The sequence below is a fragment of the Acidiphilium sp. 20-67-58 genome (assembly GCF_002255515.1).
Taxonomy (GTDB): Bacteria; Pseudomonadota; Alphaproteobacteria; order Acetobacterales; family Acetobacteraceae; genus Acidiphilium.
Genome location: NZ_NCAS01000022.1, coordinates 30,211 through 57,177, shown reverse-complemented (window position 1 = coordinate 57,177; position 26,967 = coordinate 30,211). Strand labels below are relative to the sequence as shown.

Below are 26,967 nucleotides of genomic sequence, written 5' to 3'. Positions count from 1 at the left end.
AATCTGCTCGTCCGAAAACCTGCTCCGCTTCATTCGTCCGTCTCCTCGAGAAACGGACTCTACCCAAAAATGGCGCCAATTCAGGGGTGCACGTCATATCCTCAACATCGCGCCCCGCTGAGTTGGACCCGGTCTCGCAGGATTGGCGCAAACTCGGGATAGCCATTGACCACGTAATGCTGGATTCGGCCCCGGTCGGCATGCTTGCCGGATTGTTCGAATCCGGATTTCACGATCCTGAGAATATTGGGCCTGATTGTTTCAGATGGACGGACGGGGCGGCTCTGCTGAATGTTCGTGGCGCGAAAGCGCTGGCCTTTCACGTCACGGCTGTTGCACCGTTATGGGATCCTTCCGGAGTTTGTTGCCAGTCTTCGCCGCAGCGTCATGCCGCAACGTTGCGTTCCGGATAACCTGCTTCAGTCCCAGCGCCGCCTGCTGTGCCGCCGCGGCAGCGACATCGCCCCAATACGGAGCCATTTCACTGCTCTTCAGGTCGTGTAGCTGGGATACCTTGCCGACGAAGTTGCCGCGCCGGTCTTTCACCGTCCAGTCAAGTTCGACCAGCTTGTTCTCGGTGTCCCGATTCGTCTTGTCGAGAGGGCTCACCCTCACGCGTCCGCTGACGAGAAAATCGGCGTCGGATTTATCTTTGACCATGACAATGCCCTGTCTTGGCAGAGTCCGCGAAAGATCGAGTTTCAGGGCGTGGTCGCCGTCGCCAGGTGCGCCGGTCACGCCGAGGAGCATCACCTGGGGGGGGCGATTTTCGAGAGAGGCTGGATTGCTTTGTTGCACGGAGGCGTTGATCGCAGCGAGTTGCCTGGCGAGGCGTGGTGCTGCCGACGTGGCAGCGTGGGCGATGGTTGCAGGATCGTCTTCTGCCCATCGGGTGGCATCAACGGGCTGGCCTGTCAGGTGGCCGTATATTTTGTGGTTCGGCCCGATGATTTTGAAGTCGGGCGTTGTCAGCCCCGCGGAAGTGGTTGCCGTCGCCAAAAGCTCCCAATCGTAGTTTCGCGGGGTGCGGACCATGGCCGGCACGTTCTGATCGTCCAGCGCATGGGCCAGAGCGTGAGCATAGGCTTTCGATCCATTGCTCCCGAGCAATGTCGCAGGGGAGGGGGGAATGACCAGAACCGGCGGCGGCGGTACCGCGAGGCGCGCCCCCTCCGCCCCTGGCTTGCCGAGCAGGGGTTGTGGCAGCGTCCCACATCCGGCCAGCAACAGTGTGAAAGCCATGCAGAGCAGGCGTTTCATGCACGCCTCATGATGATCGATATCTGATGTCCGCCCGCGCCCTCACCGCGCAGGGTCCGGCGACGATGTGAGAAATAGCCGGCTTCATCGGCCTGCGTGTCATGAGGAAGAATTATTGTCTGGACGCCGATCGCGGCAAGCCGCGCTGCACAGTAGCCGGGGAGATCGAATTGCCAGTGACCCGGTCTGCCATCTGCAAAAAAGCGCGTATCTTCAGTTGCACGGTCAAGCACAACCTGCCTCATGTCCGCTCCGACCTCGTAGCTTTCCTGGTGAATGCATGGGCCGATCGCTGCGGTTATTCCCTCAGCCCCGATCCCGCGCATCAGCTCTGCCGTCTCCTCAAGAATGCCGGCGACCGCGCCGCGCCATCCGGCATGAGCGGCGCCAACGATTTTGCCATCAGCGGAGCTGAACAGAACCGGGGCGCAATCTGCGGTGATGATGCCGAGGCCGAGCTCTGGCTGGTCGGTGACCATCGCATCCGCTTCGATCATCGCGGCCCCAGGTTCGGGGTTCAGGACGACCCGCGCGCCGTGCACCTGTTTCAGCCCGATCAGCCGGTGGGGCATTCCGCCGATGGCGCGCATGGCGCGGGACCGGTTTTCGGCGACGTTCAGGGGATCGTCCTTGCCATATTGCCCGCAGTTCAGGCTGTCATATGCGCCCTCAGAGACGCCGCCTTGCCTGGAGAAAAAGCCATGGGGCGAGGCTAGCCCCGCAGTGATGAAAGGGATCATGACAAAAATCCGGGAAGTCGTTCAAATCCTCGTGGCGCCAGCGCCATGACACGAAAAAGGCTGCCCATCGCTTCCGGTGCGGTGAGGCGCTGTGTGGCTGCAAGCAGTCGCATTGCGTCGTCAGCCTTGGCGTGACGCCCCAGCTGGGCGGTGCGTTCATGAATGCCCATCGTAGCGAGAAAGGCGCCTTGAGACAGCGGTCCCTGGATATCGGCGCCGGCCTGACGGGCGATCATGGCCATGCGGGCGAAATCGACATGGGCGGTAAGATCGCTTCGGCCGGGATACGCGAGTGGATCCGCCGGCCTGCCGCTTTCAATCGCCTGCAGGGTTGCGCCAGCTCCCCCGCGATCATGGCCATAATCGATCAGCAGTGCGGCACCGCTCCGTTTTGCGATACGTGCGGCAAGATCGCGCACAAATGTGTCTCCGCCTTCGCTCCGCTCGATGATTGCGCCATCCGGCGCATCCGGCAGATCGAGATCGGTACTCATCTCGATGAAATCACCATCCGCCACGTATCGTTCATGCCAGGCGGAGCCACGCCTGACGAATTGGCGTATCGGCAGGGCATCAAGAAATTCATTCGCCACAAGCAGGATCGGCCGATCGGGAATCGTTGACAGATCCGGGTGAATCGTGGCCTGCGGGAGTTTCTGCCTTAGCAGGGCGATCAGTCGCGGTGACGTTTCGATGAGGTGGATTTCCGCGGCCCTAGTGAACGCCGGCACGGCGCGCCCGGCTGCCCGAAGCGCGTCCGCCATCAGGTGCCCGTTCCCGGGGCCGGCCTCGACCAGTGAGAATACAGCCGGGCGGCCGAGCATTCGCCAGGTGACAGCTGCCCAGAGGCCGATCAATTCACCAAAGATCTGGCTGATTTCGGGCGCTGTCGTGAAATCCCTGAATGGATCACATTCGGCGTAGTAGGCGGCGTTGGCCCGCGCCATGAAAGCGTCCAACCGCTCGATCATGCCCCGGCTGGAGCCGCCTTCGGGCGGGTGACATATTTCGCCCGCCAGATCATGGTCGCACCGATCACGATCATCGGGATGGAAAGCAACTGCCCCATGGTCAGCCCGAACATCAGATAACCCAGGAACCAGTCGGGCTGACGGAAGCCTTCGGCAACCGTTCGTGCGATGCCGTAGCCCATCACGAACATGCCGCCGAGATACCCGGGCTGGTTCCGGATACGCTCGTTGCGGGAGGCGATGAACAGGACGAGGAAGAGCACTAACCCTTCGAGCGTAGCCTCGATCAGTTCTGACGGATAGCGGGGAACGTCAGATCCCGATTCGGGATAGATGATGCGAAACGGAAACCAGGAGGGAGCAGGGCGGCCCCAGAGCTCGCCATTCACGAAGTTTGCAATCCGCCCGAGGAAGAGGCCGATTGGCACCGGCACGGCAACCCGGTCGCCAAACCGCCATGGATCGAGGCCGTTGCGCCCGCAATAGATCAGGATCGCAACCGCTACACCCAGCATTCCGCCATGAAAGCTCATCCCTCCATCCCACACCGCGTAGGTGCGGTTGAGGTGGTCGAGGAAATAAACCGGCTGGTAGAATACTATGTAGCCTAGCCGCCCACCCAGCACGACGCCGAGCGTTGCCCAGGACAGGAAATCGTCAACCTGTTCATGGGTCGCGACGACCGGCGCCTCCCGGACCAGCCGGCGCATCAGCCTCCAGCCAAGCACCAGAGCCGTGATGTAGGCCAGGGCGTAATAATGAACGGCGAACGGCCCGAACCGAACCAGGATCGGGTCGAAATGCGGCCAGACATAAACGTTTTTCATCGGTAAGGGTCCGGCTGACCGAGAAAGCGTTTTATGTAGGTTTCGATACCCTGTTCGAGCGTGGTGAACGTCATATCAAACCCTGCTGCGCGAAGGCGATCCATCCGCGCTTCGGTAAACGATTGATACTGGCCGACCAGGCTTTGAGGCATGGGGACAAATTCTATCCGTTCTGCAACGCCGCATGCGGCGCAGACGGCGCGGGCCAGGTCCGCATAGCTCCGCGCTTTCCCCGTGCCCAGATTGAACAGACCGCTGACGTTGGGGTGCGCAAGCAGGAAGCCAATCGCCGCGACAACGTCATCCACCCAGATGAAATCCCGGGCCTGCTCGCCATCGGCAATCTCGGCCCTGTCAGACCGGAACAGGCGCGCGGGTTCCCCCGCCGCGATTTCGTCGTACTTGACCTTGATGACCGAGATCATGCGGCCTTTGTGATATTCGTTCGGGCCGTAGACATTGAAGAACTTCAATCCCGCCCAGTGGGGCGGGCGCGGCCGGCCTGCGGCGCATTCGCCAGCAACCCAAAGATCGAATGCATGTTTCGACCAGCCGTATAAATTCATCGGCCGCAATCTGCGGAGCGCCTCGATGTCGTTGTCATCATCAAAGCCGAATGAACCGTCGCCATAAGTGGACGCCGAGGAAGCATAGATGAAAGGACGCTGTTGCGCGGCACACCAATGCCAGAGCATCTGGCTGAGCACGACGTTCGAGCGCCATACAAGGTCGCCGTCCGTTGCCGTGGTCTCGCTGATCGCGCCGAGATGGACAACCGCGTCAATCGGCGGATCGCTGGCGAGAAAATTTTCCAGATTGTCCGGATCAACGATGGCCGAGGGAGGATGGGCCCGGAGATTACGCCATTTGCCGTTTGCACGTAGCCGGTCGACGATGACGGTTTCCCGACCGCTTCTGTGCAATTCCGCATGGAGATTGGAGCCGATGAAGCCAGCTCCGCCCGTGACCAGTATCATGGACGTGGTTATAGTGGGCATATGATGATCCGTCATCACCACCTGCAGGAGAAAAGGCATGACCGAGAGACCGCGATTTTTTGACGATCTGGCGGGCCTTGCCGGCGGTGCCCTGTCTGCCGCCAGCGGCTTGCGCGATGAAATGTCCGCAATGGTCCGCACCCGGGTGGAGGAAGCCATCCGGCGCCTTGATCTTGTCAGACGTGATGAATTCGACGCGGTAATGGAACTCGCTTCGCGCGCGAGGGCCGAGGCGGACGCTTTGGCCGCTCGCGTCGCCCGCCTCGAGGAAATGGCTCATCGTTCGGAAGCCGCCGAGACATCTGTGCCATCGCCGGCAGATGGGGAGGCGGAACAGGCACTTACGCCCGATCAGGAGGGCAGCGCTCCGGACTGACGCAGGAACGCAAGCAGGCGGAGTAGCGGGAGGCCGAGTATCGTAAAAAAATCGCCGTCGATACGCTCGAAAAGTTGAATGCCGAGCCCCTCAAGCCTGTAGGCACCAACCGAGTGCAGGATTTGATCGCTTTCGGATTCGACGTAGGCTGCGATGAATTTATCGGACAGGCGGCGCATTTTCAGCTCGGGAGCTTCGGAATGCTCCCAGCGGCATGCGCCCGCCACCGCGCAGACGACAGCGGTTTCCAGCCGATGCACCCGGGCTGACAATTTCCGTAAGTGTTCTGCGGCGGCTGGCAAGTCAGCTGGTTTGTCAAACCAGCGACCCTCGCAATCCAGTATCTGATCGGCACCAATCACCAGCGCGTCGGGGTGTCGGGCCGATACGGCCAGTGCCTTTTCCCGTGCCAGCGCCATGGCTGCGGCGGTGGAAGACTGGCCTGCCTCCCGGAAGGACAGCTTGATCGGCGCTTCGTCGACGCCGGATGCAACTGCATTCGGCGTCACACCGGCCGATCGCAGCATCGATTGCCGCGTGGCCGATGTGCTGGCGAGAATGATATCCACTCAAAACCCTTCTAGAACGATCTTGCCGCGCGTTGTGCCGCTTTCGATCGCAGCATGTGCCCGCCGAAGGTTGGCGGCCGTGATCGGCCCGTAATTTTCCGTCATCGTCGTGCGAAGAACCTCCTGATCGACAAGGCGGCTCACCGACTGGAGGATGTGGTGTTGCTCGATCATCTGCGCCGTCTGGTGAAGTGAACGGGCAAACATGTATTCGGTATGCACCGATGCTGATTTGTTGAATATCTCGTGCATGTCGAGCGGGCCGGTCGACTCGATCAGCCCGATCCGCCCTTCGGGGGCCAGCACATGGCATAGTTCGCGCCAGTGCTTCTCCACGTGATTGGTGCAGAAAATGTAGCTCGGCGCGCTGGCTTCGACCATCTCGAGCTGGGCCGCCACGGGATGATGGTGGTCGATGACGTGGTGAGCGCCGAGTGAGGAGCACCAGTTGATCGTTTCGGGTCTTGAGGCTGTCGCAACCACGACGAGACCGGTGAGCTGGCGCGCTAGCTGGATCGCCATTGAGCCGACGCCTCCGGCGCCACCGACGATCAGCAGCGTATCGTGATGGACACGATCTCTCGGAATGGAGAAGCGGTCGAACAGCATTTCCCACGCGGTCAATGTGGTCAGCGGCAGCGCCGCGGCCTCGGCAAAGCTGAGGGAGCGGGGTTTGCGGGCAACAAGGCGCTCATCGACCGCCTGGAACTGCGCGTTGGAGCCCTGGCGATCGACCGAGCCCGCATAAAAGACCTCATCGCCGATTCCAAACCGCGTCACACCGGGGCCTACGGCCCGAACGATGCCCGAGGCGTCAAAGCCGAGTATCCGGGGTTCGCCGAGTGGCTCGTTGCGGCGCCTGATCTTGGTGTCGACCGGATTGACCGATACGGCGCGGATCTCGACCAGGACATCATGGGCACGCAGCACGGGATCCGGAGCCTCGATATCGATCAGCGCGTCGTCCGCCGTGATCGGCAGAGAATGCGTAAAGGCGACTGCTTTCATGGATTGGCCTTGTTCATTGGGTTTGAGATGTGTGGCGATCAGGAAATCCGCAGGAGTCCGGGCCCTTCGCGATGCAGCCAGCTTGTCGCCTCTGCGCGGTATGGTGTCAGAGTCTCCACCAGCGTCCAGAAATCCGGCCCATGATTCATATGACGCAAATGAGCCGTTTCGTGTGCGACAACATAATCCTGAACGAAGCGTGGCGCCATTATGAGACGCCATGAGAACATCATCGTTCCATCGGCGGTGCAACTACCCCATCGGGTGTGGGTGTCCTTTATGCGGACCGCAGCGGGGCGCGCACGGAATTGCGCCGCCATGTGCCGTGCCATTGCCGAGAATTCACGAAAGGCGAGATCGCGCAACATGTCGCGAACGCGGCGGGCCAGGAAATCCGGATGGCCGGAAACCCGGATCACTGGGGTCTCGATCGCCGCTCCGCCGCGGGTTCCGCGATCGTGGACGATCCTGTGCGGTTGACCGAAGACCGGAATTTCATTTCCATCCGCGATCACGAGGGCCGGCGGCAGGGAGGCGAGGCGTTCGGCAACCCACGATTCATGCCCGCGAAGCAGCGCCAACCCGGCCTGGCGGGATCCGCGCGGCGGCAATGTGATGACAATCCGGCCTGCTTGCGGATCGATCCGCAATGCAACGCGCCTCGCCCGATTGTTTTTCCGCCAGACAATCGTGGCCTGCAGGCCGCCTACGATGACAGGTTCAGCGTCTTCCATCGGTGCGATGCTGAACGGCATGTGTGGCATCAGAAGATCCTATTCGTCGCGATCACCGGCGCGCGGCCAGAGAACCGGCCACTCAACGATATGATCCTCCAGATTTTCAACGGTTCGCTCAGTTCGCACCCGTCCGGCAACCGATGCCCCAGCCCGGCGCGTGCTGTCCGGATCGCCCGTGCGCAATGGATGCCAATCCGGGAGATCGCGCCCCTCAGCAACCAGGCGGTACGCGCATGAGGGAGGAAGCCAGTCGATCGCGTCGACGAGTTCGGGTGTCAAGGCTGTGCAGTCGGGAACCTTGTGCAGGCGATTTTTATAGTCGAGACACCGCCCGGTCGTCCGGTCGAGCTGGTGACAGGAGACATCCGTGAAGGCGAGTTCGTTGGTCTCTTCGTCCCTCAGCTTATGCAGGCAGCATCGGCCGCAACCATCGCAGAGGGATTCCCATTCCGATTGGGTCATCTCTCCAAGGCGCTTGCGACGCCAGAACGGTTCAACACCGGATTGCGACATGCGATCAGTCTAGCCCGGACGCAGATGGCAGAAAAGGACCAGAATACCCGCTTGGCTTCCTGGCCCGGCAATCAGGCGACGCGCAACCCCAGGATGACCTGCGATGATGTCATCCCATCAAAGGATCTATCCTGCCTTTGTATGGGCTTCAGCCACCATATCTGGAGAGCATCGCCCGCAGCGGGTTGGCGCCTGCATTATTGACCGCCATGTTCACGACGATCTGACGCGGAGCGACGGTCTGCCCGTAATATTGTTGATCGAGCGCCTCATCGTTCGAGAAAACGGAGCCTGAGAGGGAAATCCCGCCGTAAAGCCCGCGCGCCTTGGTAAATGTGACGATGTCAGCGCCAAGCGCCGTTCCGGTTGAACCGCCGATCCCAGCCCCGATCGTGGCCACCGAGACGCCAGCGTCGGCTCCCATCTTGAACTGGCTGCTGAGAAAGGCGTTCAGCGCGGTGTTGTTCATCAGCAGCATGATGACCTCGGCGTCCTGTGCGCCGATCTGAAGGCCGAAGCTGCCGCTCCCCATCGTGTAGAAGGCGGGATCGGACCATGAACCGCCGGCCGCGCGTGAAACCAGAACGCAGCTTCCACCTTCGCCGCCGATGAAGAAGCCTGCCTTGAAGATGCGCGGACAGACCACGACCGCCTTGGCATTTCGCAGCATCTGGGTGGCCTGGCCGGCGGACGGGGTTCCCGATCCGAGCATTGTCTCGACCGTGAGGGTCGACCGGTCGACGAGTTCCTGGGCGGCGTTCGGCGAGCCGGCACCCGAGGCGCATGATGCAAGGGGAATTGTGACCGACAGTGCGGTAACCCCGGCATAGAGCGTCTTTCGCGCCTGGCGCCATGCCGTGGTCTTGCGTTGCGTCATTGCTCGTCTCCGCTCTGGACAGGTGTTGATCGGATGTGGCCCGGATCGGGCTGACGTTCAAATGGAAATTTGTTCATTGACCGTGACGACCCTCCAGGCGCGATCGTGGCGCTCAAGCCGGGTCACCGACAGATTTTCGACGGCGAGGCTCAAGGCCTGATGGGCTGTCAGATCCAGCGCATGCGCCACCGCTGCACGGATGGCACCACCATGAGACACCGCGACAACATGTTCCCCTTCATGATCGGTGCTCAACCGCTCAAGGCCCGCGCCCACCCGTTGGCGCAGCTGGGCAAAACTCTCCCCATCCGGCGGCTGTTCATCGCCGCCAACCGGCCAGAACGGATGCCGCGCGCCTCGTTCTGCGAATTTATCCATCCGCATGCCCTGCCATGTTCCGAAATCCTGCTCGATGAGGGTTTCCTCCACGCGAGGCGCGATGGGCCCATATCCGGCGTTCATGATGGCCTCCGCGGTCAGGCTTGTGCGCGATAGCGGCGTGACGAACCATTGCGCCGGGCGGGGCAGGGACTGGGCGAGAGCCGCATAGCGGGGTGCATCCTGAGCGCGGCGCAACTCACAGATCGGGACATCCATCTGGCCATAGAGCAATGCGAGCGCTTGGGGTGTCACGGTCGCATGCCGAATCAGCCAGAATGTCGTCGGTGTCATGTTGGATTCCGTGGATTGCGGGAGGGGGAGTGAACGATCATTCGCCGATCGTGACCAGAGCGCCGCTGCGGCGGGCTGCCCTGAACTGCAATGCGAATATCAAACCGGCGCAGCCCATCCAGAACAGGTTCAGCCCGGCAGCAATCGCAAGCTGGCCGATATCCGTCTTGTGGTGATACAGCGCGGTGCGCATGCCGGCGAAGATATGTGCGGCCGGCAGGGCTTCGGCAACCGGGCGCAGCCATGGCGGCAGAACCGAGACCGGATAAAACACGCAGGCGACCGGGGTAAGCCCGAAAGCGAGCGTCCAGGCGAGCGCCTCAGCCGATGCCCCATAGCGGAACAGGAGGGAAATCACGCCGAGCGCAAGCCACCATCCCATCAGGAAAAGATTGGCGACAAACAGGATCAAAGCGAGGCCGAACGTGAAGATATTGAATTCGTAGAGAAAGAAAGCGATGCCGGCGGCCGGCGTGAGGCCCACGACCGTGCGCAGGACCGAGACGCCAAGCAGTGCCAGCACCATTTCGCGCGGCCGCAGGGGGCTGACGAAGACATGGCCGAGATTGCGTGACCAGATTTCTTCGAGGAACGATATCGTAACACCCATCTGGGCGCGGAGGGCGACTTCCCAGAGCAGCACGCCGCCGATCAGCGCGCCGGCGGTGCGGATCGCCAGATCGGCATGGCCCTTCATGACGAACTGAGCCGTGAACCCCCAGATCAGCAATTCCAGGGTGGGCCAGTAGGCGAGTTCGAGAACCCGTGGCCAGGACCGCCGGTAAAGGCAGAGATGGCGATAGATCAGACCCCATATCCGGCGAAGGGCGGCGATCACGGCGGCAGCGTCTCCGGATTGCGCGCGATGGCGAGAAAGACCTGTTCCAGATCGTCGCGGCCGTAGCGCGTGATAAGGTCGCCCGGCGTGCCGCGGTCGACGATCCGCCCGCCTTTCATCATGAGCACCTGGGAGCAGAGTCGTTCGACCTCGGCCATGTTGTGCGATGCGAGCAGAATGGCCGCCCCCGTTTCGTCGCGATATCGCTCGAGGACGCCGCGCACGTAATCAGCTGTATCCGGATCGAGACTGGCGGTCGGTTCATCGAGCAGGAGCAGGGATGGTCGGTTGATCAGAGACTTTGCCAACGCTACTCGGGTTTTTTGCCCCGCTGAAAGGGCTCCCGCCTTGCGCGAGAGGAGTCCCTCGAGGTCAAAATCCCGCGCCAGTTCGCGAATCCGGTTCTCAAGCCGAGGCACGTTGTAGAGGTGGCCGTAGACGCGGAGATTTTCACTGACGGTCAGCCGCATCGGCAGGGCGACATAGGGTGAGGAATAGTTCATCCGGGCGAGTGCTGCGAACCGGTCTCGCGCCATATCGTGTCCGAGCACCTCGATCGAGCCGGCGTCAGGCGCCAGGATACCGAGAAGCATGGAAATCGTGGTCGTCTTGCCGGCGCCATTTCCTCCCAGCAAGCCGCAAGTCGTCCCGGCGGGCAGGCGGAAGCTGACACTGTCGACGGCGCGGACAGTGCCAAAACGCTTGGTCAGATTTTCGACAATCACTGCGTCCATGGGGAGCGGCGCGATACCGGCTTCAGCTTTCCATCGCCAGTTCGCGCTTCAACACGAACAAACCCTGCTCGCCGAACAGATTGGCCAGCAGCGGAAAGCGGCGCCACGGTGCACGCCGCCCGGCCTCGTCGGCCGCCAGCCATTGTTCGACCTGATAGCGGTCCTTCGCACAGAGGTCGAAGAAGTCGCGGATCGTGCAGGGATGGATGTTGGGTGTCTCGTACCACATCCGGTTCCACGTCGTGGTCATCGGCATGCGGCCTGTCGAGAATAACTGCCAACGCAGGCTCCAGTGACCGAAATTCGGAAAGCTGACGATCGCCCTGGTGCCGACGCGCAGCATCTGGCGCAGCACTTCGCGCGGCTGTTCGACAGCCTGGAGCGTGCGCGACAGAACGACATAATCGAATGTGTTGTCGGGGTAATGGATAAGGTCGGTATCCGCGTCTCCCTGCATCACCGGCAGGCCATGCGCGACGGCGCGGGTGACTTCGGCCATGTCGATCTCGATGCCGCGGGCATCGCATCGCCGGGTGCGGGCCAGAAGGTCGATCAACGCCCCATCGCCGCAGCCGATATCCAGCACGCGGGAGCCCGGGGGGATCATCCCTGCGATCAACTCAAGATCGACACGCAGGTTTTTGGCAACGAACCGCACCGGTGTTGCCTGGCTCATTGCAGCCCCGCCGCTTCCGCCGCGCCGGAGATGAAGCCGGCAACCGTGCGGTGGAAATCCGGCTCATCGAGCAGGAAGGCATCATGTCCCTTGTCGCTCAGGATTTCGACAAAGCTGACATTTGCGGCAACCTGGTTGAGCGCGCGGGCCATCGTCCGGCTTTCGGCGGTCGGAAACAGCCAGTCGGAACTGAACGAGACCAGCAGGAAGCGCGATTTCGTGTGGCGAAAGGCTGCAGCCAGCGATCCTCCATGGTCGGCAGCGAGGTCGAAATAATCCATCGCCCGCGTGATCACGATATAAGAGTTCGCATCGAAGCGGCGCACAAAACTCGACCCTTGATGCTCGAGGTAGCTCTCGACGGCGAAACGCTCTCCGAACAGCGGCGAGGGGAGGGCGGTCTGGCGCTGCAGGCGCCGGCCGAATTTTCGTGTCAGCGCCGCTTCGGAAAGATAGGTGATGTGCGCGGTCATGCGGGCGACAGCGAGCCCGCGTGCGGGGATCACGCCATGTGCGCGATAGTGACCGTCATGAAAATCCGGGTCGGTATAGATCGCCTGCCGGCCGACCTCATGAAAGGCGATGTTCTGTGCGGAGTGGTATGGCGCTGTCGCGATCGGAACCGCAGCGAAGACCTGGTCCGGATACATCGACGCCCAGGCCAGTACCTGCATGCCGCCCATCGAGCCGCCGACAACGGCAAAAAGCCGTTCGATTCCCAGCCAGTCGATCAGCTTCTTTTGGGCTCTCACCATGTCCTGGATGGTGATGGCAGGAAAATCGACCGACCAGGCATCGTCGGTTTCATGGTTCCGCGGACTGCGAGGGCCTGTCGAGCCCATGCAGCCGCCCAGAACATTCGCGCAGACCACGAAAAACCGTCGTGTATCGATTGGCTTGCCCGGCCCCACCAGCGCGTTCCACCAGCCAGGCTTGCCGGTCAGCGGGTGTTGCTCCGCCACATACTGGTCGCCCGTCAGGGCATGACAGATCAGAACCGCGTTGTTTTTTTCTGCATTGAGTGTGCCATATGTCCGGTATGCGACTTCGAGCCGCTGGAGCGTCACGCCGCAATCCAGAGCAAGGCCATCGGGAAACGATACCTTCTGATGGGGAATATCGGGAAAGGGTGAGTGGTCCATGGCTCGCAGGATATGCGCTCAACCCAAGCATGCGGCAAGGATGGGGCTTGCCGTGTGGCGAACCTCCTGTATCAGTTAAAGCCGAATTCAGCTTATTGGAATGCCATGTCTGAAATGCCGCCTGCATCACCTCCTCAGGACACCGCCCCGGAGGCGCTGTCCCGGCTTCGCGCCGAAATCGACTCCCTCGACGACCGTATCCACGACATGCTGATGCAGCGCGCGGAAATCATCGAGCGTGTGCGTTCGCAAGGCGGGAAGCGCGGTGTGATGATCCGGCCTGGCCGCGAGGCCGCGATTCTGCGCCGCCTGCTCGCCCGCCACGAGGGAGGGCTGCCGCCGCATACGATCACGAGGATCTGGCGGGAACTCTTTTCCGGCGCCCTGATGATCGAGGGTGGGCTTGTCATTGCCGTTGCGGATGGCGGTCAGGCCGACTTGCTTGCCCTTGCCCGTGAACATTTCGGACCGCTGACCTCCATGCGCCGGCATCGCACGCCCTCGCAGGCACTCACAGACATCACGAGTGAAATTGCCCATGCGGCCGTCTTGCCCATACCATCCGATGAGGATGACGATCAGGCGGCATGGTGGGTTGGCCTGATGCATGGCGGCCTCCCGCGGCTGTCGATCGTCGCGAAGTTGCCGTTCTGGGCGAAGCGCGGTGAAGGAGTGCCCCAGTCGGAAGCCTATGTCGTGTCGTCGTTCGTTCCGGATGCGAGCGGGGAAGACAGGAGCCTGATCGGGATCGAGATTGTTCCCGATACCAGCACGGCACGCATCCTCGGGATCCTGCGCGACGCTGGGTTCGATGTCGGTTCGTTGCTGATCCGCCGGATTGCGAGGCGGGAGGCGGCTTATGCGCTGGCGGACGTTGATGGCTATATCCCGCGCGAAGACCCGCGGCTTGGCGCTATTTCGACTTTCCCTGCACCGCCGGTCGTGCTTGGTGCCTATGCCAGCCCAATCGGCGCATCGGGCATGATGCGATGACCGGATCGCCTGCGGCTCGGCCCGCCGTATTTTCCGTGCCGCCCTATGTCGGCGGTGAATCCCAGCTGAACGGAGTGAGCCGGGTCATCAAGTTGTCGTCGAATGAGGGGGCCTTTGGCCCTCCTCCCGGCGCTATTGCCGCGTTGCAGACCGTTGCGTCGAAGATTCACAGATATCCCGATGGCGGCGCCGTCGAACTGCGCAACGCGATTGGCCGGCACTTTGATCTCGATCCGGCCAGGATTGTTTGCGGCAACGGGTCCGATGACCTGATTTCCCTGCTCATCCAGTCCTATGGCGGGCCGGGCACCGAACTGGTCATGAGCCGCCATGGGTTTCTGATCTACGAGATTGCTGCGCGGCTCGCGGGCATGGAGGTGCGCAAGGCTGCGGAGCGCGACCTGACCGCCGATATCGATGCCATGCTCGCCGAAGTGACACCGGCCACCCGGCTTGTATTCCTGGCCAACCCCAACAACCCCACCGGCACGCTCGTGCCGTCTACCGAGATCGTGCGGCTGCGGCGTCAGTTGCCATCGCATGTCCTGCTGGTGCTGGATGCGGCCTATGCGGAATATGTCGAAGACGGTGACTACGATCCAGGCGTCGGGCTGGTCGATGCGAGTGAAAACACGGTGATGACCCGGACATTTTCCAAGATCTTCGGTCTGGGTGGCCTGAGGCTCGGATGGGCGTATGCAGCGCCGGCGATCATCGACGTGCTCAACCGGACGAGGATGCCCTTCAACGTGAGCGGACCTGCCGCGGCAGCGGGGATTGCGGCGCTGGCCGAGCAGGGGTGGGTGCAACGCAGCCGGAGCCATAATACACGGGCGCGGGCCGAACTCTCGGCCCGTATCCAGCGAGCAGGGTTCCATGTCTGGCCGAGCAGCGCGAATTTCGTGCTTGCCGATCTGGAAACACCGGATCGCGCCGCCGCCGCGGACCTGCATCTGCGCAGCCGCGGCATCATCGTCCGGCGGGTGGCAGCTTACGGGTTGCCGCAATGCCTCAGAATCACGATCGGGACCGATGATGAGTGCGCCGCTGCGGCTGATGCGCTCGACGAGTTTGGCCGACAGCATGCCTGAGCCACTGTTCAACCGGCTTGTGCTGCTCGGCTTCGGGCTCATCGGGTCATCGATTGCACGGATTGCCCGCGAACGCGGGGATCTTGCCCGGACCGTCGTGGCCAATGCCCGCACGCAGGCAACCCTCGATCGGGTAGCCGAACTCGGCATCGCCGATGAATGCGAGATCGATCCGGCACGCGCCGTGCAGGGGGCCGACTGCGTGATCTTTTGCGCGCCGGTGGGTGCCTATGCCGCTTTGGCGGAGATCGTGGGGCCCCATATCGCGCCGGGCGCAATTGTCAGCGATGTCGGCTCGACCAAGCAGTCGGTCATCCGTGACATCGGTCCGCATCTACCGGATGGGGTTCACTTCGTGCCGGCGCATCCGATGGCGGGAACCGAATTTTCCGGCCCCGATGCCGGCTTCGCGGATCTTTTCAAGGGACGCTGGTGCCTCCTGACGCCCGTAACCGGGACTGACCAGGACGCCGTTGCCCGCATGAGGCTGTTTTGGGAGCGCGCCGGCGCGATGGTGAGCGTGATGGACGCAGCCCATCACGATCGTGTCGTGGCCATCGTAAGCCATCTGCCCCACCTGATCGCGTTTACGATTTGCGGGACAGCGGATGATCTGGCGGACGAGACGAGGAAGGAAGTCCTGCAGTTTGCGGCCTCCGGTTTCCGGGATTTCACGCGTATTGCGGCATCCGACCCCACGATGTGGCGGGACGTCTTCCTGAACAACCGGGAAGCTCTGCTGGAAATGCTCGCGCGATTCACCGAAGACGCGCAGGCTATGGCGCGGGCTGTTCGTTGGGGCGACGCGGCCTACATCGAAGACAAGGTTTTACGTGGCCGGAAGATCCGGCAAGCCCTGATCGACATCAATCAGGCCTGATTTCGCTGACCGAAGCCTGCAGCGTTTGCCACGCCATGCCGGCTTCGCTATCAGGCGCAGCACCCCAAAGACATTGCAGGATAACATGGCGCCTCATCAGCCGCGGCAGAAACGCGGACGCATCATCGATGGCTGGATCATACTGGACAAGCCGCAAGGGATCACCAGCGCTCACGCTGTGGCTCGCATCAAACGGGCATTGCAGGCAGCCAAAGTCGGTCATGGCGGTACACTCGATCCGCTGGCGACGGGGGTGTTGCCAATAGCCCTTGGGCGGGCAACGAAGATGGTGCCCTACGTCATGGACGGCTCCAAGCGCTATCGCTTCACCCTTTGTTTCGGTGAGGCCCGTGACACCGACGATGCCGATGGGGCGGTTGTCGCGACATCGGCCATACGTCCGGAAACATCTGCAATCGAGGGGGTTCTGGGGAGGTTCCGGGGCAATATCATGCAGGTGCCGCCCGCTTTCTCGGCCATCAAGATTGGTGGTGAACGGGCGTATGACCTAGCCCGCGCCGGGTTGGCTCTTGAATTGCCGCCTCGCCCGGCACAGGTGTCGCGGTTTGAACTGGTTGACCGGCCTGATGCAGATCATGCCATCTTCGAGGTCGAATCGGGGAAAGGCGTCTACATGCGAGCGCTCGCGCGCGATGTGGCGCTGGCGGTGAACACGGTCGGCCACATAGCTGCGCTGCGTCGACTTTCCGTTGGTCCGTTCCAGGAGGCGGCGGCGATTCCGCTGGACAAGATTACCGATTCCGGCGATAGCCCCGGTGCTGATTCGAGTTTCCTGCTTCCCGTCGGGACCGCGCTGGACGACATCCCGGCTCTGGCCCTGACCGAAACGGAAGCTGCTGCCCTTGGAAATGGCCAGGCGTTGAGCCTTGTTCAGTTCATGGGGCGGATTCATCCGTCATGTGATCCCAATGGTGGGTTGGCACGGCTGATGGCGAGCGGCCGTTTTGTGGCTCTGGGCCGGCTGGGTGACGGCTTGCTCAAGCCTGAACGCGTGCTTTAACTTTAAAAACAGGAGTATATCCGATGTCGATTACACCGGATCGCCGGCAGGAACTGATTGGCGAATACGCGAAACAGCCCAGCGACACGGGCAGCCCGGAAGTGCAGGTTGCGCTTCTGACCGAACGGATTGTCAATCTCACCGAGCATCTGAAGACGCATGCGAAGGATTTCCACTCGCGCCGCGGCCTCCTCATGCTCGTCGGTCGCCGGCGCCGCCTTCTGGACTATGTCAAGCGTCAGGATGTGAAGCGTTACGAAGCCCTGATCGGTCGTCTCGGCCTGCGTCGCTGAGCTGAATTCCCTCCAAACGCCAAATCGTTACACCGATCTCATCCTCCGCCCGCCGATTATGCTTGATCGGCGGGCGCGAATGGCCAAAATAAGGCTGATGGTGGCATTCCGCCGCCTGACGAGGAGTGGCAAGAAATCATGGCTATGGGTCCTGACATGCGTTCCTATCGCAGCGCATCGGTTGCGGCAGGTGCAGGCGTTCTGGACGAAGGCCTGCGGGCATACATGCTGCGGGTCTATAATTGGATGGCGTCTGGCCTTCTGCTGACGGCGATCGTCTCCTACGCAATCGCGAATACCGGCCTTATCAACACCTTTTACCCCCTTGTGGCGGCGCCTGGCGGCGCGATGATACGTCAGCCGGGAATATTGGCTTATATCAGCATTTTCGCGCCGCTCGGGTTCATGCTGGTGATGTCGTTCGGCGTGAACAAACTCAGCACGACGCAGGCTCAGGCACTGTTTTGGGCGTTCTGCGCTGTGATGGGGGCGAGCCTCACCAATATCTTCCTTGTCTACACCGGCCAGTCTATTCTGACGACATTCTTTGTCACGGCCATTACTTTTGGCAGCATGAGCCTTTACGGCTACACGACGCGGAATGACCTTACCAAATTCGGCAGCTTCCTGGTGATGGGTGTCATTGGACTGCTGGTTGCCATGATCGTAAATATTTTTCTGCACTCCCCTGTGGTGCAGTTTGCGATCAGTGCGATTGGCGTTTTGATTTTCACTGGCCTCGCCGCTTATGACACACAAAGAATCAAAGCGGATTATCTCCAATATGGATCCCGCTTCGGCGACGATGTGGCAGCGAAGAGGAGTGTATATGATGCGCTTCAGTTATATTTGAATTTCATTAACCTGTTCCTGTTTCTCCTGCAGTTCATGGGTAACCGTAAAAACTGAGTTCTGTGTCCATAAAAAAACAGGCTCTGGAAATATCCAGAGCCTGTTTCCGTTGGCGCCCTATTCGTACTTTTTAGCCCGTCTCATAAAACCCCGCCTCGACCAGTTCCACCACCGCAGCGAGGGCTTCTTTGGCATCCCATCCCTCTGCTGAAATCTCGACAGTCGATCCAAGCCCAGCACCCAGCATCATCAATCCCATGATCGACTGCGCGGAGACGGTTTGACCATCCCGAGATACCTCGAGCGCCGCACTGAATTTTTCTGCGAGGGTTACAAGCTTCGCGGCAGCTCGGGCGTGGAGTCCGCGGGTATTGGTGATCGTGACTGTTTGAGTCAGCCGAACAGGCGATTGATCTGTATTCATCCGCAGGCGCGTTTCGGAGCCGATGGGTGGAGAATGTCTGATCCGCAAGCAATATATTTCCGGCCTGCTTCCTCAGCACAGTGAACGGCATCAGACAGGTTGTATGATCCGCGTATTTTGGCCAGTTTGACGAGCATCGGCAGGTTCACACCCGCGATGACCTCCACGTCATCCCGGTCAAGCATACTCATCGCCAGATTGCATGGCGTACCGCCGAACATGTCAGTCAGCACGACGACGCCGTCGCCGGCATCGACATCCGAAACGCGTTCCGCGATCTCCTTCCGTTGCGTCTCTATATCGGCATCGGCCTCAACGGAAACGGTCGCGATATTGCGCTGAGGCCCAACGACATGTTCGAGGGCTTCCCGCAGCGCAACACCAAGGTTGCCATGACTGACCAGCACCATACCGATCATTTTTCAACTCCGACCGTTGGCTGGCTGGCAGCATTGCCGGTTGCGTTGTCGTGCGGGACCACGACAGATTTCATGTCCAGATTTCGATGCTCGACGAGCACACCCCATCCCCTGTCGCTCAGCCTTGTCCCGAGCATTTCGACAAGCGAAACCGAGCGATGTTTTCCGCCAGTACAACCAATTGCGATCATTACGTATTTTTTGCCCTCACGAACAAAGCGCGGTAACAGGAACTCAATCAGGCCACCGACCCGCTCGTAGAACTCTGGGAAGTCAGGATCCTCCGAGATATAGGTTCTCACGGCAGGGTCAAGCCCGGTCTTTTCCCGCAGATCCGGTATGTAATGCGGGTTTCGCAGGAAGCGCGTGTCGATGACGAGGTCAGCCTCCTGAGGCAATCCGGAAGGAAAGCCAAACGATACCAGGGTGATGGTCATGCCTGGGCCGCCGAGGCCGAACCTCTGCTCGATAATTTGACGCAGGCTGGTCAATGACAATTGCGATGTATCTATGACCCAATCCGCAGCGTTCCGAAGGGGAAGCGTCAGAGCCTGCTCGGCTTCGATTCCCTCTGTCACCTTGCCTGTCAGCGCCAGAGGATGTCGCCTTCTGGTCTCGCTGAACCGACGCTGCAAGGCTTCCGGGCTGGCAGTCAGGAACAGCAATTCCGGATGGACAGAGGCGCTGGAGCGCAGGCGATCGATTGTGGATAGGACATCCTCGACGGAAAAATCCCTCGTGCGTGTGTCGATCCCCACAGCAAGAGGCCTGTCCACCCGGGCGAGGGTTTCGACAATCGCCAGAGGCGGATTGTCCACGGCTTCATAGCCGATGTCTTCCAGCGCCCTCAAGCCGGAATTACGGCCGGCACCTGACAGTCCGGTTACGACAATCAACCTGCTGGGTTGATCCCTCATGATACAAAGCACCCGCAAACTTGCTCCCGACGCCCGGCGATGGTGTCGAGAGCCCATTGGACCTTGATGGGCGCTGAATCCAGGCGCGGATCTATGAAGATTTCCGGGACATTCAGCTCAGCGTTGCGCTTAGGGAATGGCAAGCGATCTTGTTCGTCCCCAAGCTGCACGGTCAAACGCAAGCGCGCTATTCTGGTCGCGGGAACCTTGAATAGACCCAAACCCCGCAATTCTATAATACCCAAAAGGGACGGAGGCGCCGATGCGAATTCGCCTTCGATGCTGACTTGATCATCGGAAACGAGCGAAAATCCCCGATCGAGAAGTCTCAGCAATAAGTCAGATTTGCCTGATCCGGATGGACCAAGCAATAAGACACCATCGTCATCCAGCGCCGCACAGGACCCATATAAAATCATCTCGATGCAATTGTGGCAAGTTTTCGGCAAAAGCGAAAGAGAGGCTTCCGATCCGATGGACAGGCCCTCGGGTAATTCAATGCAACCAATAATTTTATGAATTACTATCTAAGGTTATATGATGGGAGGTCGTCGTGCAGCGACAAGAGATTTACCGCCAATAATAAATATCAATTATTGAAAAGTTCTATTTACAATTATTTGTGATATATTTATAAAATATTGGTCACAAAGATATTTCATACAAAATGACAAAAAATTAATCATAATAATTTTACTTATCAATTTCATGAATAATAAAAAATTACCAATAAAACCCCGTTTCTTCCAAAATATGTTTTATGAATGTGCATAACTCGTAACGTTGATGAAACGCTTTAGAAAGTGCATTTTAGTTATCACGTGTCGAAATCGTATGGCATGAAAATCGATCTGGCGTGAGTAAGGATTGCCGGAGTGATTTGTTTGGGGTCTTGTTTGAAAATAATTAGGCGTCGATGGGCATTGATTTCATCATATGTAAATCGGCGCATATATCGATTCATTGGAAATTTAACAGATATAATATACAATAAAAATTCAATAAAATTTTTTATGATGAAAAATTTACTTTGAATTCAATTTCTTTAGATACGTATCATAAAATATTGAATTAAAAATTTTTCGCTCGTCGTTGTCTTTTGCGCGATACGGGACAAAATCATGCGGATGAATATTGTACAAGTCATGAGATATGGCGCTTCGGTCTCGGCCATTTGCCGGGGCCGCGCGTCGTTGTCGATAATCTTGCCATCAGGACAAAGTCTCATTTACGTGGCAAAAGCAGATGATGAAATTCCGGGGTCATAGCGGTGCCGTTCGCAAGAGTTGCTTTTCGGAGGCAAAAAAATCGCAAGATGTGGACACAATTTGTAACAGGTGCCTTTGGGCCTGCTGAATTTGGGGGGCAATCATGAGGATATTGGTTGTTGAGGATGACAAGGATGTCGGCGGCTTTGTAGTTAAAGGCTTGCGGGAGGCCGGGCATACTGTCGAGCATGCCGATAATGGCCGTGATGGCTTGTTCATGGCTGCGTCCGAGAATTTTGACGCAATCATTCTCGACCGAATGCTCCCTGGCGGGATCGACGGGCTGCGGCTGCTTGAGACGCTTCGTGCTCAGGATAACGCGACACCCGTCCTGTTTCTGTCTGCGCTCGGGGAGGTGGATGACCGGGTCAAGGGACTGAAGGCGGGGGGAGACGACTATCTCACCAAGCCATTCGCATTCGCGGAATTGCTGGCGCGTGTCGAGGCGATGGCGCGGCGTGGCAAGGGCGAGGGGCCTTCGACGCGCCTTGCGGTGGGAGATCTCGAAATGGATCTGCTGTCCCGGGGTGTGAAGCGCGCTGGCCAGAAGATAGATCTTCAGCCGCGTGAGTTCCGGTTGCTCGAATATCTTATGCGCCATGCCGGCCAGGTCGTCACGCGAACCATGCTTCTCGAGGGCGTGTGGGACTATCACTTCGATCCGCAGACCAATGTGATCGATGTGCACATTTCGCGGCTTCGCCAGAAAATCGACAAGCCGTTCGATTTGCCCTTGCTGCATACGGTGCGTAACGCTGGCTATATGCTTCGCGTTGAGGAACCCTAAGGCCCGTCGGTGGCAAGGTCTCTATCCGGTACGACAGAGGGGCAGGATCCGCTTCAACCGCGGGGAGTGCAGAACCGACTCCTGCGTTCGGCGGGGGTCCGTTTCGCGGTGTTCTATGCCCTTGTTTTCGGCATATCGGCCATCGTGCTCGCGGGCTCGCTCTATTATTCAACGATCGGCCTTCTGGGGCGGCAGACCCACGAAGCGATACGGGTGGATGCCCGTAGTCTTGCCACTCATTTCGAGGCCGGCGGGCTGACCGCTCTGGTTATCACGCTGGATAGCCGGATCAGCGAGGACATAAACGATCACGCCATCTATTTGCTGGTTGATCCCCTTGGCAACCGGATTGCCGGCAACATGAGCCGTTGGCCGCAAGGAATCACCACCGCGCATGTCTGGTATCAGGTGCCGCTCGAACGGGGAGGGCGAAAATCGACGGCACTGATTCGATATTACGAACTACCCGGTGGCTTTCAGTTGCTTGTTGGGCGGGACGTCAGCACGCGCGCGCAGTTGCGACGTATCTTGCGGGACGGTCTTCTCTGGGCGCTGGCGGCTATGGCGTTTCTGGGGGTTCTCGGCGCCATCGTCATTCGCGGCCTGTTCAAGCGTTCGCTTGCGGATATATCCGGCATCACGCGTGCGATTGCCCGGGGAGATCTGACCCGGCGGGTACGCCGCTCCGGCAATGGCGACGAGTTCGACGAACTCGCCGAAACGATCAACGATATGCTCGACCGGATTGCCAAGCTGATGGACGGCGTTCGCGAGGTCTCCAACGCGATCGCGCATGATCTCCGTACGCCGATCACCCGGGCGCGCACACGGCTTGAGGACGCTGCATCACATGCCCGCACCAGTGAGGAACTGCGCAACGCGGTCGAGCGTGCGACCCTTGATCTCGACGGAATCGTGAACGTCTTTCAGGCGTTGCTGCGCATCGCGGAAATTGAGGCGGGAGCCAGGCGATCGGCTTTCAGGGATATCGATCTTGCACCTGTGCTAGATGATCTCGCCGAATTCTTTGACGCTCTTGCAGATGAGCGCGGCATTTCGATTCTCAGGAATTGGCCCAAATCAATTCCGCTTTTCGGTGATCGCGACATGCTCCAGCAGGCTGTCGCGAATCTGCTCGACAACGCCATCAAGTTTTCCAGCCAGGCGGACAAGGTAACGATTTCCGCTCACGCTGGCGGGGGGCGTGTGGAAATTATCGTCGCTGATCACGGGCCCGGAATTCCCGAAGCTGACCTATCCCGCGCGACCGAGCGTTTTTACCGCGCGGAGTCGGCCCGTTCCACGCCGGGATCTGGGTTGGGCCTGGCTCTCGTGTCGGCGATTGCGCAGTTGCACGGCGGGACCTTGTTGCTTGAGGATAACCAGCCCGGGCTGCGTGCGCGTCTTGTGCTTGCGCAGAAAGACGAAACCCGCCCGGCAGCCGGGCAACCGGAAGCGGCTGCGTCAATGGCAGAATAAGCTACTGATGATTATCAAACCACCGGACGTTATCCGTGGCCGGCTGAAAAGGTCATCGGTAGCCAGAATGCCAGTGCGGCCAGTGCCGCCAGCAGAACCGGCGGCGTGATCAGCAGGCCGATACGCATGTATTCGCCCCAGCCGATCCGCACTCCCTTGCCGGCAAGGACATGCAGCCAAAGCAGCGTCGCGAGGCTGCCGATCGGGGTGAGCTTGGGGCCGAGATCGCAGCCGATGACATTGGCATAGACCATCGCGTCGCGAATCGTGGTGGAGGCGTGAACATGGGCGATGGCCAGCGCGCCGACCAGCACGCTCGGCAGGTTGTTCATCACCGAGGAGAGCAGGGCAGCGAGGATGCCAGTGCCGAGCGAGGCGGCCCAGATCCCATGCGCGGCGAAGATCCGCAGCAGGGCGGCGAGATGGCCGGTGAGCCCGGCGTTGCGTAGCCCGTAGACAACCAGATACATCCCGAGGCTGAAGATCACGACCTGCCAGGGTGCGCCATGCAACACGCGCCCGACATCAATCACACGGCGGCCGCCAGCGGGCCAGCGGGCCGCAAGTGCGAGCAATACGAGCGCGCCGGCGATCGTCACGTAGGAAACGGGCACACCCAGCGGCGCGGTGACGAAATAGGCTGCGAGCAGCAGGATCAGCACCGGCCACGCGGCGCGGAAGACCACGTGGTCGTGAATGGCGTGTGCCGGGGTTTCGAGTTCGGTGACATCGTAGTGCCGGTTGGAGGCTTTGCCGTAGCAGAGCATCAGCACGGCCAGCGTCGCGGCGAGGGCGACGAAATCGACCGGAACCATCACCAGGGCGTAGCGGTTGAAGCCGATCCCGAAGAAATTGGCGCTGACGATGTTGACGAGGTTGGAGATGACGAGCGGCAGACTCGTCGTATCTGCGACGAAGCCGGTCGCGATGATGAAGGCGAGTGCCGCCGCGGGGGGAAATTCGAGGCTGGCGAGAATCGCCATGACGATCGGCGTCAGCAGCAGGGCGGCCCCGTCATTGGCGAAGACAGCAGAAATCACGAAACCCAGCAGCACGACCAGTGGCAGGAGCCATCGCCCGCGCCCTCGTCCCCAGCGAGCGACATGCAGCGCCGCCCAGCGAAAGAAGCCAGCCTCGTCGAGCAGCAACGAAATCACGATCAGCGCGACGAAAGTGAAAGTCGCGTTCCAGACGATGTGCCAGACGGTGGGAATATTCCGCCAGTGGACAATGCCGAGCGCAAGATCGACCACCGCGCCGGCCATCGCGCTCCAGCCGATGCCAAGGCCGCGGGGCTGCCAGATGACGAGCACGAGCGTGGCGATGAAAATCGCGAAGGCGAGCATGATTTTTCTTCCGGCTTAGAGCATCGCCCGATCGGATGGGTCATCTGGTCGGATAAAGATGCTCTGTTTATCAATATGATAGGGCACTACATCCGATCCATCAGGATCGGAAAGTGCTCCATGAGCTGGAGGTTCAGGGTTGTTTCTGAACGGCGTTGTCTATCACCTGCTGGCCGTCTTCCTTGACGAAGGCGCCCCGCTGGGGGGCGGGCAGAATGTCGAGCACCGTTTCCGAAGGACGGCAGAGACGCACGGCATTGTCGGTTACCACAATCGGCCGGTTGATCAGGATCGGATGCGCCATCATCGCATCGAGAAGTGCATCGTCGGTCAATTTATCGTCGTCGAGGCCAAGTTCGGCATAGGGTGTTCCCTTTTCGCGCAGGATGGCGCGCGTGGGTACTCCCATCCGCGTGATCAGGTCGCGCAATTGCTCGCGGCCTGGCGGTGTTTTCAGATACTCGATCATGATCGGCTCGATCCCCGCATTGCGGATAAGGCCCAGGACGTTGCGTGACGTGCCGCAGGCGGGATTATGGTAGATCGTAACACTCACAATACGGTTCCTTGTCGGTTTATGCGGCTGCCTTGGTTTTGCATCCGGCCCCCGCGGGACTGATAATTAGGTGAAATGCTCATCCGACCGCTCTGAGCTTTGTTGCGTTGCCGTAAGACAGGGATCGCACAATGCGGGATGGATGACAGGATCCTGACCACAGCAATTTTTGGCCAGATAGGACAAAAGATCGTTCATGGCGGAAAAATCGGCCGCATAGATCACGTTGCGGCTCGCCCGCCGCTGTGTGATCAGATCGGCTCTTGCCAGGGCCTGAACGTGAAATGTCAGGGATGACGGCACAATGTCGAGGCGATCCGCAATCTCACCTGCGGGTAACCCGACCGGGCCTGCTTCAACCAGCAGACGATAGATCGCAAGCCGATGCTCGTGTGCAAGGGCAGAGAGAGCCGCCACCATCCAGGCGATGTCTCGCCCTTCCTGACCACGATGCGATTTTTCCATAATTATCGAAATATCATATCATAAGCCATTGGCAAGCCGATCTGGAGATGTCGTCGGGTCTGGCGAGCGAGTCGGACGTGAAAATTCGGCGTGCTTGCGGCTTCACGATTGCCCTCAAACGCGCTTGATGTTGTTGATCAATGCAATGCCAACACATGGATAGAGGGGAAATGAAATGGCCAACCCGCGCTGGCGTCATCGACCTGAAGGGTCGAATTGGGGGGATTTCGGACCGGATGACCAGAATGGTCGCCTCAACCTGATCACGCCGGAAAACGTGCGGCAGGGGCTTGCTGAAGCGCGTGAGGGACTTGTCTTCTGTCTCAGTCTGCCGCTCGATTATCCCGGGGGTAACCTGCTCAATGAACGGCGACATCCGCCGGTTCTGCGGCCAACCTTGCGAGGGGATCGGCCCAATTTCAATTGCACGCTGACAGGCCCGGAGCGTGCGCGAACCGATGTGTTCAATGATGATCTGGCAATCATCCATCTGCAATATTCGACGCAATGGGATGCACTGTCCCATGTCGGCGGTCTGTTCGACGTCGACGGAGATGGGATCCTGGAGAAGGTATTTTATAACGGTTTTCGTGCTGGAGAGCATATTGTCGGGCCTGAGGATGGCAAGGACGCCGGCATTCGGACCGCGATGAGGCGATACAGCACATCGAATGCCGGGGCGTTGGGCATTGAGCGGATGGCCAGTCGCGGAGTGCAGGGGCGCGGCGTGATGATCGACCTGCGAGCTCATTATGGCGATGCCCGCACCTTGGTCGGCTACGATGAACTCATGCGGGTGATCGAGACCGATCGTGTCGAGGTCGAAACCGGAGACATGATCTGCCTGCATACGGGGTTTGCCCAGCTTCTCCTCGACATGGACCGCAAACCGGATGCGGCAATCCTTCATGGAGCCTGTGCGGTTCTAAACGGCCGTGATTCCCGGTTGCTGAACTGGATCACGGACAGTGGCCTCTCCGTGCTGATTGCTGACAATTACGCCGTCGAAGCCTTCCCGGCGCAACCCGGCGCCGACGAGTGCTGTTCGGTTCTGCCGATCCACGAACACTGCCTGTTCAAGAACGGGATCCATCTCGGCGAGCTATGGCATCTTACGCCGCTCGCAGACTGGTTGCGAACCAACGGTCGATCGAGGTTCCTGCTGACCGCCCCCCCCTTGCGTCTGCCAGGCGCTGTCGGCTCACCAGTAACGCCGATCGCGACCGTTTGAAATTTCA

At 59.9% G+C, this 26,967-nt stretch carries 32 protein-coding genes; 10 read left to right on the top strand and 22 right to left on the bottom strand.

The window, feature by feature from the left end; genetic code table 11:
* Positions 1–324: 324 nt before the first annotated feature.
* From B7Z76_RS10400 to rfaD, 5 genes are read right to left on the bottom strand one after another with little or no spacing between them, the layout of a single operon-like run.
* Positions 325–1,260 carry a hypothetical protein gene (locus B7Z76_RS10400; RefSeq protein ID WP_291343778.1) on the bottom strand — a complete coding sequence of 312 codons (936 nt, stop codon included), beginning with the start codon at positions 1,258–1,260 and terminating at the stop codon, positions 325–327.
* Entirely contained in the window at positions 1,257–2,000 is a 744-nt protein-coding gene (gene pgeF / locus B7Z76_RS10395) for a peptidoglycan editing factor PgeF (RefSeq protein WP_174502690.1), read from the bottom strand. The genes B7Z76_RS10400 and pgeF overlap by 4 nt, the downstream gene beginning before the upstream one ends.
* On the bottom strand, positions 1,997–2,971 hold the full coding sequence (locus B7Z76_RS10390) for a class I SAM-dependent methyltransferase (RefSeq protein WP_174502689.1): 975 nt from the start codon (positions 2,969–2,971) through the stop codon (positions 1,997–1,999). The genes pgeF and B7Z76_RS10390 overlap by 4 nt, the downstream gene beginning before the upstream one ends.
* The gene (gene lgt / locus B7Z76_RS10385; protein WP_174502688.1) at positions 2,968–3,798 is read right to left on the bottom strand and encodes a prolipoprotein diacylglyceryl transferase; all 831 of its coding nucleotides are present in this window, start codon (positions 3,796–3,798) and stop codon (positions 2,968–2,970) included. The genes B7Z76_RS10390 and lgt overlap by 4 nt, the downstream gene beginning before the upstream one ends.
* Positions 3,795–4,775, bottom strand: a complete 981-nt coding sequence (rfaD, locus tag B7Z76_RS10380; RefSeq protein ID WP_174504768.1) for an ADP-glyceromanno-heptose 6-epimerase — start codon at positions 4,773–4,775, stop codon at positions 3,795–3,797. Before rfaD ends, lgt begins: the two co-directional genes overlap by 4 nt.
* A gap of 58 nt (positions 4,776–4,833) precedes the next feature.
* Here rfaD and B7Z76_RS10375 point away from each other — a divergent pair, with 58 nt between their 5' ends.
* Entirely contained in the window at positions 4,834–5,172 is a 339-nt protein-coding gene (locus tag B7Z76_RS10375; protein WP_291343772.1) for an accessory factor UbiK family protein, read from the top strand.
* Here B7Z76_RS10375 and B7Z76_RS10370 read toward each other — a convergent pair.
* From B7Z76_RS10370 to B7Z76_RS10325, 10 genes are all read right to left on the bottom strand, one after another.
* Positions 5,148–5,741 (bottom strand): nucleoside triphosphate pyrophosphatase, encoded by a 594-nt coding sequence (locus tag B7Z76_RS10370; protein WP_291343770.1) that lies wholly within the window; start codon positions 5,739–5,741, stop codon positions 5,148–5,150. The two genes, B7Z76_RS10375 and B7Z76_RS10370, sit on opposite strands and share 25 nt — an antisense overlap.
* Positions 5,742–6,749: a zinc-binding alcohol dehydrogenase family protein gene (locus B7Z76_RS10365; protein WP_174502685.1), complete on the bottom strand. Its 1,008-nt coding sequence runs from the start codon at positions 6,747–6,749 to the stop codon at positions 5,742–5,744.
* A gap of 38 nt (positions 6,750–6,787) precedes the next feature.
* Positions 6,788–7,504, bottom strand: a complete 717-nt coding sequence (locus B7Z76_RS10360; RefSeq protein ID WP_291343767.1) for a M48 family metallopeptidase — start codon at positions 7,502–7,504, stop codon at positions 6,788–6,790.
* Positions 7,505–7,522: 18 nt separating this feature from the next.
* Positions 7,523–7,999: a YcgN family cysteine cluster protein gene (locus tag B7Z76_RS10355; RefSeq protein WP_174502683.1), complete on the bottom strand. Its 477-nt coding sequence runs from the start codon at positions 7,997–7,999 to the stop codon at positions 7,523–7,525.
* Positions 8,000–8,147: 148 nt separating this feature from the next.
* Complete coding sequence (locus tag B7Z76_RS10350) at positions 8,148–8,876, bottom strand: lipid-binding SYLF domain-containing protein (RefSeq protein ID WP_174502682.1); 729 nt, start codon at positions 8,874–8,876, stop codon at positions 8,148–8,150.
* 57 nt (positions 8,877–8,933) lie between these two features.
* Positions 8,934–9,548 (bottom strand): histidine phosphatase family protein, encoded by a 615-nt coding sequence (locus B7Z76_RS10345; RefSeq protein ID WP_174502681.1) that lies wholly within the window; start codon positions 9,546–9,548, stop codon positions 8,934–8,936.
* 37 nt (positions 9,549–9,585) lie between these two features.
* Positions 9,586–10,386 (bottom strand): ABC transporter permease, encoded by an 801-nt coding sequence (locus B7Z76_RS10340; RefSeq protein ID WP_291343764.1) that lies wholly within the window; start codon positions 10,384–10,386, stop codon positions 9,586–9,588.
* Complete coding sequence (locus B7Z76_RS10335) at positions 10,383–11,120, bottom strand: ABC transporter ATP-binding protein (protein WP_174502679.1); 738 nt, start codon at positions 11,118–11,120, stop codon at positions 10,383–10,385. The genes B7Z76_RS10340 and B7Z76_RS10335 overlap by 4 nt, the downstream gene beginning before the upstream one ends.
* Positions 11,121–11,142: 22 nt before the next feature.
* Entirely contained in the window at positions 11,143–11,796 is a 654-nt protein-coding gene (metW, locus tag B7Z76_RS10330) for a methionine biosynthesis protein MetW (protein WP_174502678.1), read from the bottom strand.
* Positions 11,793–12,938, bottom strand: coding sequence for a homoserine O-acetyltransferase (locus B7Z76_RS10325; RefSeq protein WP_291343762.1), 1,146 nt, complete (start codon positions 12,936–12,938; stop codon positions 11,793–11,795). The genes metW and B7Z76_RS10325 overlap by 4 nt, the downstream gene beginning before the upstream one ends.
* A 54-nt stretch (positions 12,939–12,992) precedes the next feature.
* Here B7Z76_RS10325 and B7Z76_RS10320 point away from each other — a divergent pair, with 54 nt between their 5' ends.
* From B7Z76_RS10320 to B7Z76_RS10295, 6 genes are all read left to right on the top strand, one after another.
* On the top strand, positions 12,993–13,931 hold the full coding sequence (locus tag B7Z76_RS10320; RefSeq protein WP_291343760.1) for a chorismate mutase: 939 nt from the start codon (positions 12,993–12,995) through the stop codon (positions 13,929–13,931).
* Positions 13,928–15,022 (top strand): histidinol-phosphate transaminase, encoded by a 1,095-nt coding sequence (gene hisC / locus B7Z76_RS10315; RefSeq protein ID WP_291343758.1) that lies wholly within the window; start codon positions 13,928–13,930, stop codon positions 15,020–15,022. Before B7Z76_RS10320 ends, hisC begins: the two co-directional genes overlap by 4 nt.
* Positions 15,015–15,902 carry a prephenate/arogenate dehydrogenase family protein gene (locus B7Z76_RS10310; RefSeq protein WP_174504766.1) on the top strand — a complete coding sequence of 296 codons (888 nt, stop codon included), beginning with the start codon at positions 15,015–15,017 and terminating at the stop codon, positions 15,900–15,902. The genes hisC and B7Z76_RS10310 overlap by 8 nt, the downstream gene beginning before the upstream one ends.
* An 85-nt stretch (positions 15,903–15,987) precedes the next feature.
* On the top strand, positions 15,988–16,923 hold the full coding sequence (truB, locus tag B7Z76_RS10305) for a tRNA pseudouridine(55) synthase TruB (protein ID WP_291343756.1): 936 nt from the start codon (positions 15,988–15,990) through the stop codon (positions 16,921–16,923).
* Between the two features lie 23 nt (positions 16,924–16,946).
* Positions 16,947–17,216, top strand: a complete 270-nt coding sequence (gene rpsO, locus B7Z76_RS10300) for a 30S ribosomal protein S15 (protein WP_174502674.1) — start codon at positions 16,947–16,949, stop codon at positions 17,214–17,216.
* A 138-nt stretch (positions 17,217–17,354) separates the two neighbouring features.
* The gene (locus B7Z76_RS10295) at positions 17,355–18,125 is read left to right on the top strand and encodes a Bax inhibitor-1/YccA family protein (protein WP_291343754.1); all 771 of its coding nucleotides are present in this window, start codon (positions 17,355–17,357) and stop codon (positions 18,123–18,125) included.
* Between the two features lie 73 nt (positions 18,126–18,198).
* Here the strand turns inward: B7Z76_RS10295 and B7Z76_RS10290 are convergent, their stop codons facing one another.
* The 4 genes from B7Z76_RS10290 to B7Z76_RS10275 are packed head-to-tail and all read right to left on the bottom strand — an operon-like array spanning position 18,199 to position 20,247.
* Complete coding sequence (locus B7Z76_RS10290; protein WP_174502672.1) at positions 18,199–18,492, bottom strand: HPr family phosphocarrier protein; 294 nt, start codon at positions 18,490–18,492, stop codon at positions 18,199–18,201.
* Positions 18,489–18,911: a PTS sugar transporter subunit IIA gene (locus B7Z76_RS10285; protein ID WP_174502671.1), complete on the bottom strand. Its 423-nt coding sequence runs from the start codon at positions 18,909–18,911 to the stop codon at positions 18,489–18,491. Before B7Z76_RS10285 ends, B7Z76_RS10290 begins: the two co-directional genes overlap by 4 nt.
* The gene (rapZ, locus tag B7Z76_RS10280) at positions 18,908–19,828 is read right to left on the bottom strand and encodes an RNase adapter RapZ (protein ID WP_291343751.1); all 921 of its coding nucleotides are present in this window, start codon (positions 19,826–19,828) and stop codon (positions 18,908–18,910) included. The genes B7Z76_RS10285 and rapZ overlap by 4 nt, the downstream gene beginning before the upstream one ends.
* The gene (locus tag B7Z76_RS10275; protein ID WP_291343750.1) at positions 19,825–20,247 is read right to left on the bottom strand and encodes an HPr kinase/phosphorylase; all 423 of its coding nucleotides are present in this window, start codon (positions 20,245–20,247) and stop codon (positions 19,825–19,827) included. Before B7Z76_RS10275 ends, rapZ begins: the two co-directional genes overlap by 4 nt.
* A gap of 952 nt (positions 20,248–21,199) precedes the next feature.
* Here B7Z76_RS10275 and B7Z76_RS10270 point away from each other — a divergent pair.
* Together B7Z76_RS10270 and B7Z76_RS10265 are read left to right on the top strand one after the other, a co-directional pair.
* A complete protein-coding gene (locus tag B7Z76_RS10270) occupies positions 21,200–21,883 on the top strand; it encodes a response regulator transcription factor (protein ID WP_174502668.1) in 684 nt (227 codons plus the stop codon).
* Between the two features lie 108 nt (positions 21,884–21,991).
* Entirely contained in the window at positions 21,992–23,362 is a 1,371-nt protein-coding gene (locus B7Z76_RS10265) for a HAMP domain-containing sensor histidine kinase (RefSeq protein WP_236656246.1), read from the top strand.
* A 29-nt stretch (positions 23,363–23,391) separates the two neighbouring features.
* Here the strand turns inward: B7Z76_RS10265 and B7Z76_RS10260 are convergent, their stop codons facing one another.
* The 3 genes from B7Z76_RS10260 to B7Z76_RS10250 all read right to left on the bottom strand — a co-directional run bounded on the left by B7Z76_RS10260 (position 23,392) and on the right by B7Z76_RS10250 (position 25,729).
* Positions 23,392–24,708 carry an arsenic transporter gene (locus B7Z76_RS10260; RefSeq protein WP_291343748.1) on the bottom strand — a complete coding sequence of 439 codons (1,317 nt, stop codon included), beginning with the start codon at positions 24,706–24,708 and terminating at the stop codon, positions 23,392–23,394.
* Between the two features lie 133 nt (positions 24,709–24,841).
* Positions 24,842–25,264, bottom strand: a complete 423-nt coding sequence (arsC, locus tag B7Z76_RS10255; protein ID WP_291343746.1) for an arsenate reductase (glutaredoxin) — start codon at positions 25,262–25,264, stop codon at positions 24,842–24,844.
* Positions 25,265–25,330: 66 nt separating this feature from the next.
* Positions 25,331–25,729, bottom strand: a complete 399-nt coding sequence (locus tag B7Z76_RS10250) for a helix-turn-helix transcriptional regulator (RefSeq protein WP_291343745.1) — start codon at positions 25,727–25,729, stop codon at positions 25,331–25,333.
* A 175-nt stretch (positions 25,730–25,904) separates the two neighbouring features.
* Between B7Z76_RS10250 and B7Z76_RS10245 the strand changes: the two genes are divergently transcribed.
* A complete protein-coding gene (locus B7Z76_RS10245; protein ID WP_291343743.1) occupies positions 25,905–26,960 on the top strand; it encodes a cyclase family protein in 1,056 nt (351 codons plus the stop codon).
* The last annotated feature ends 7 nt before the right edge of the window (positions 26,961–26,967 follow it).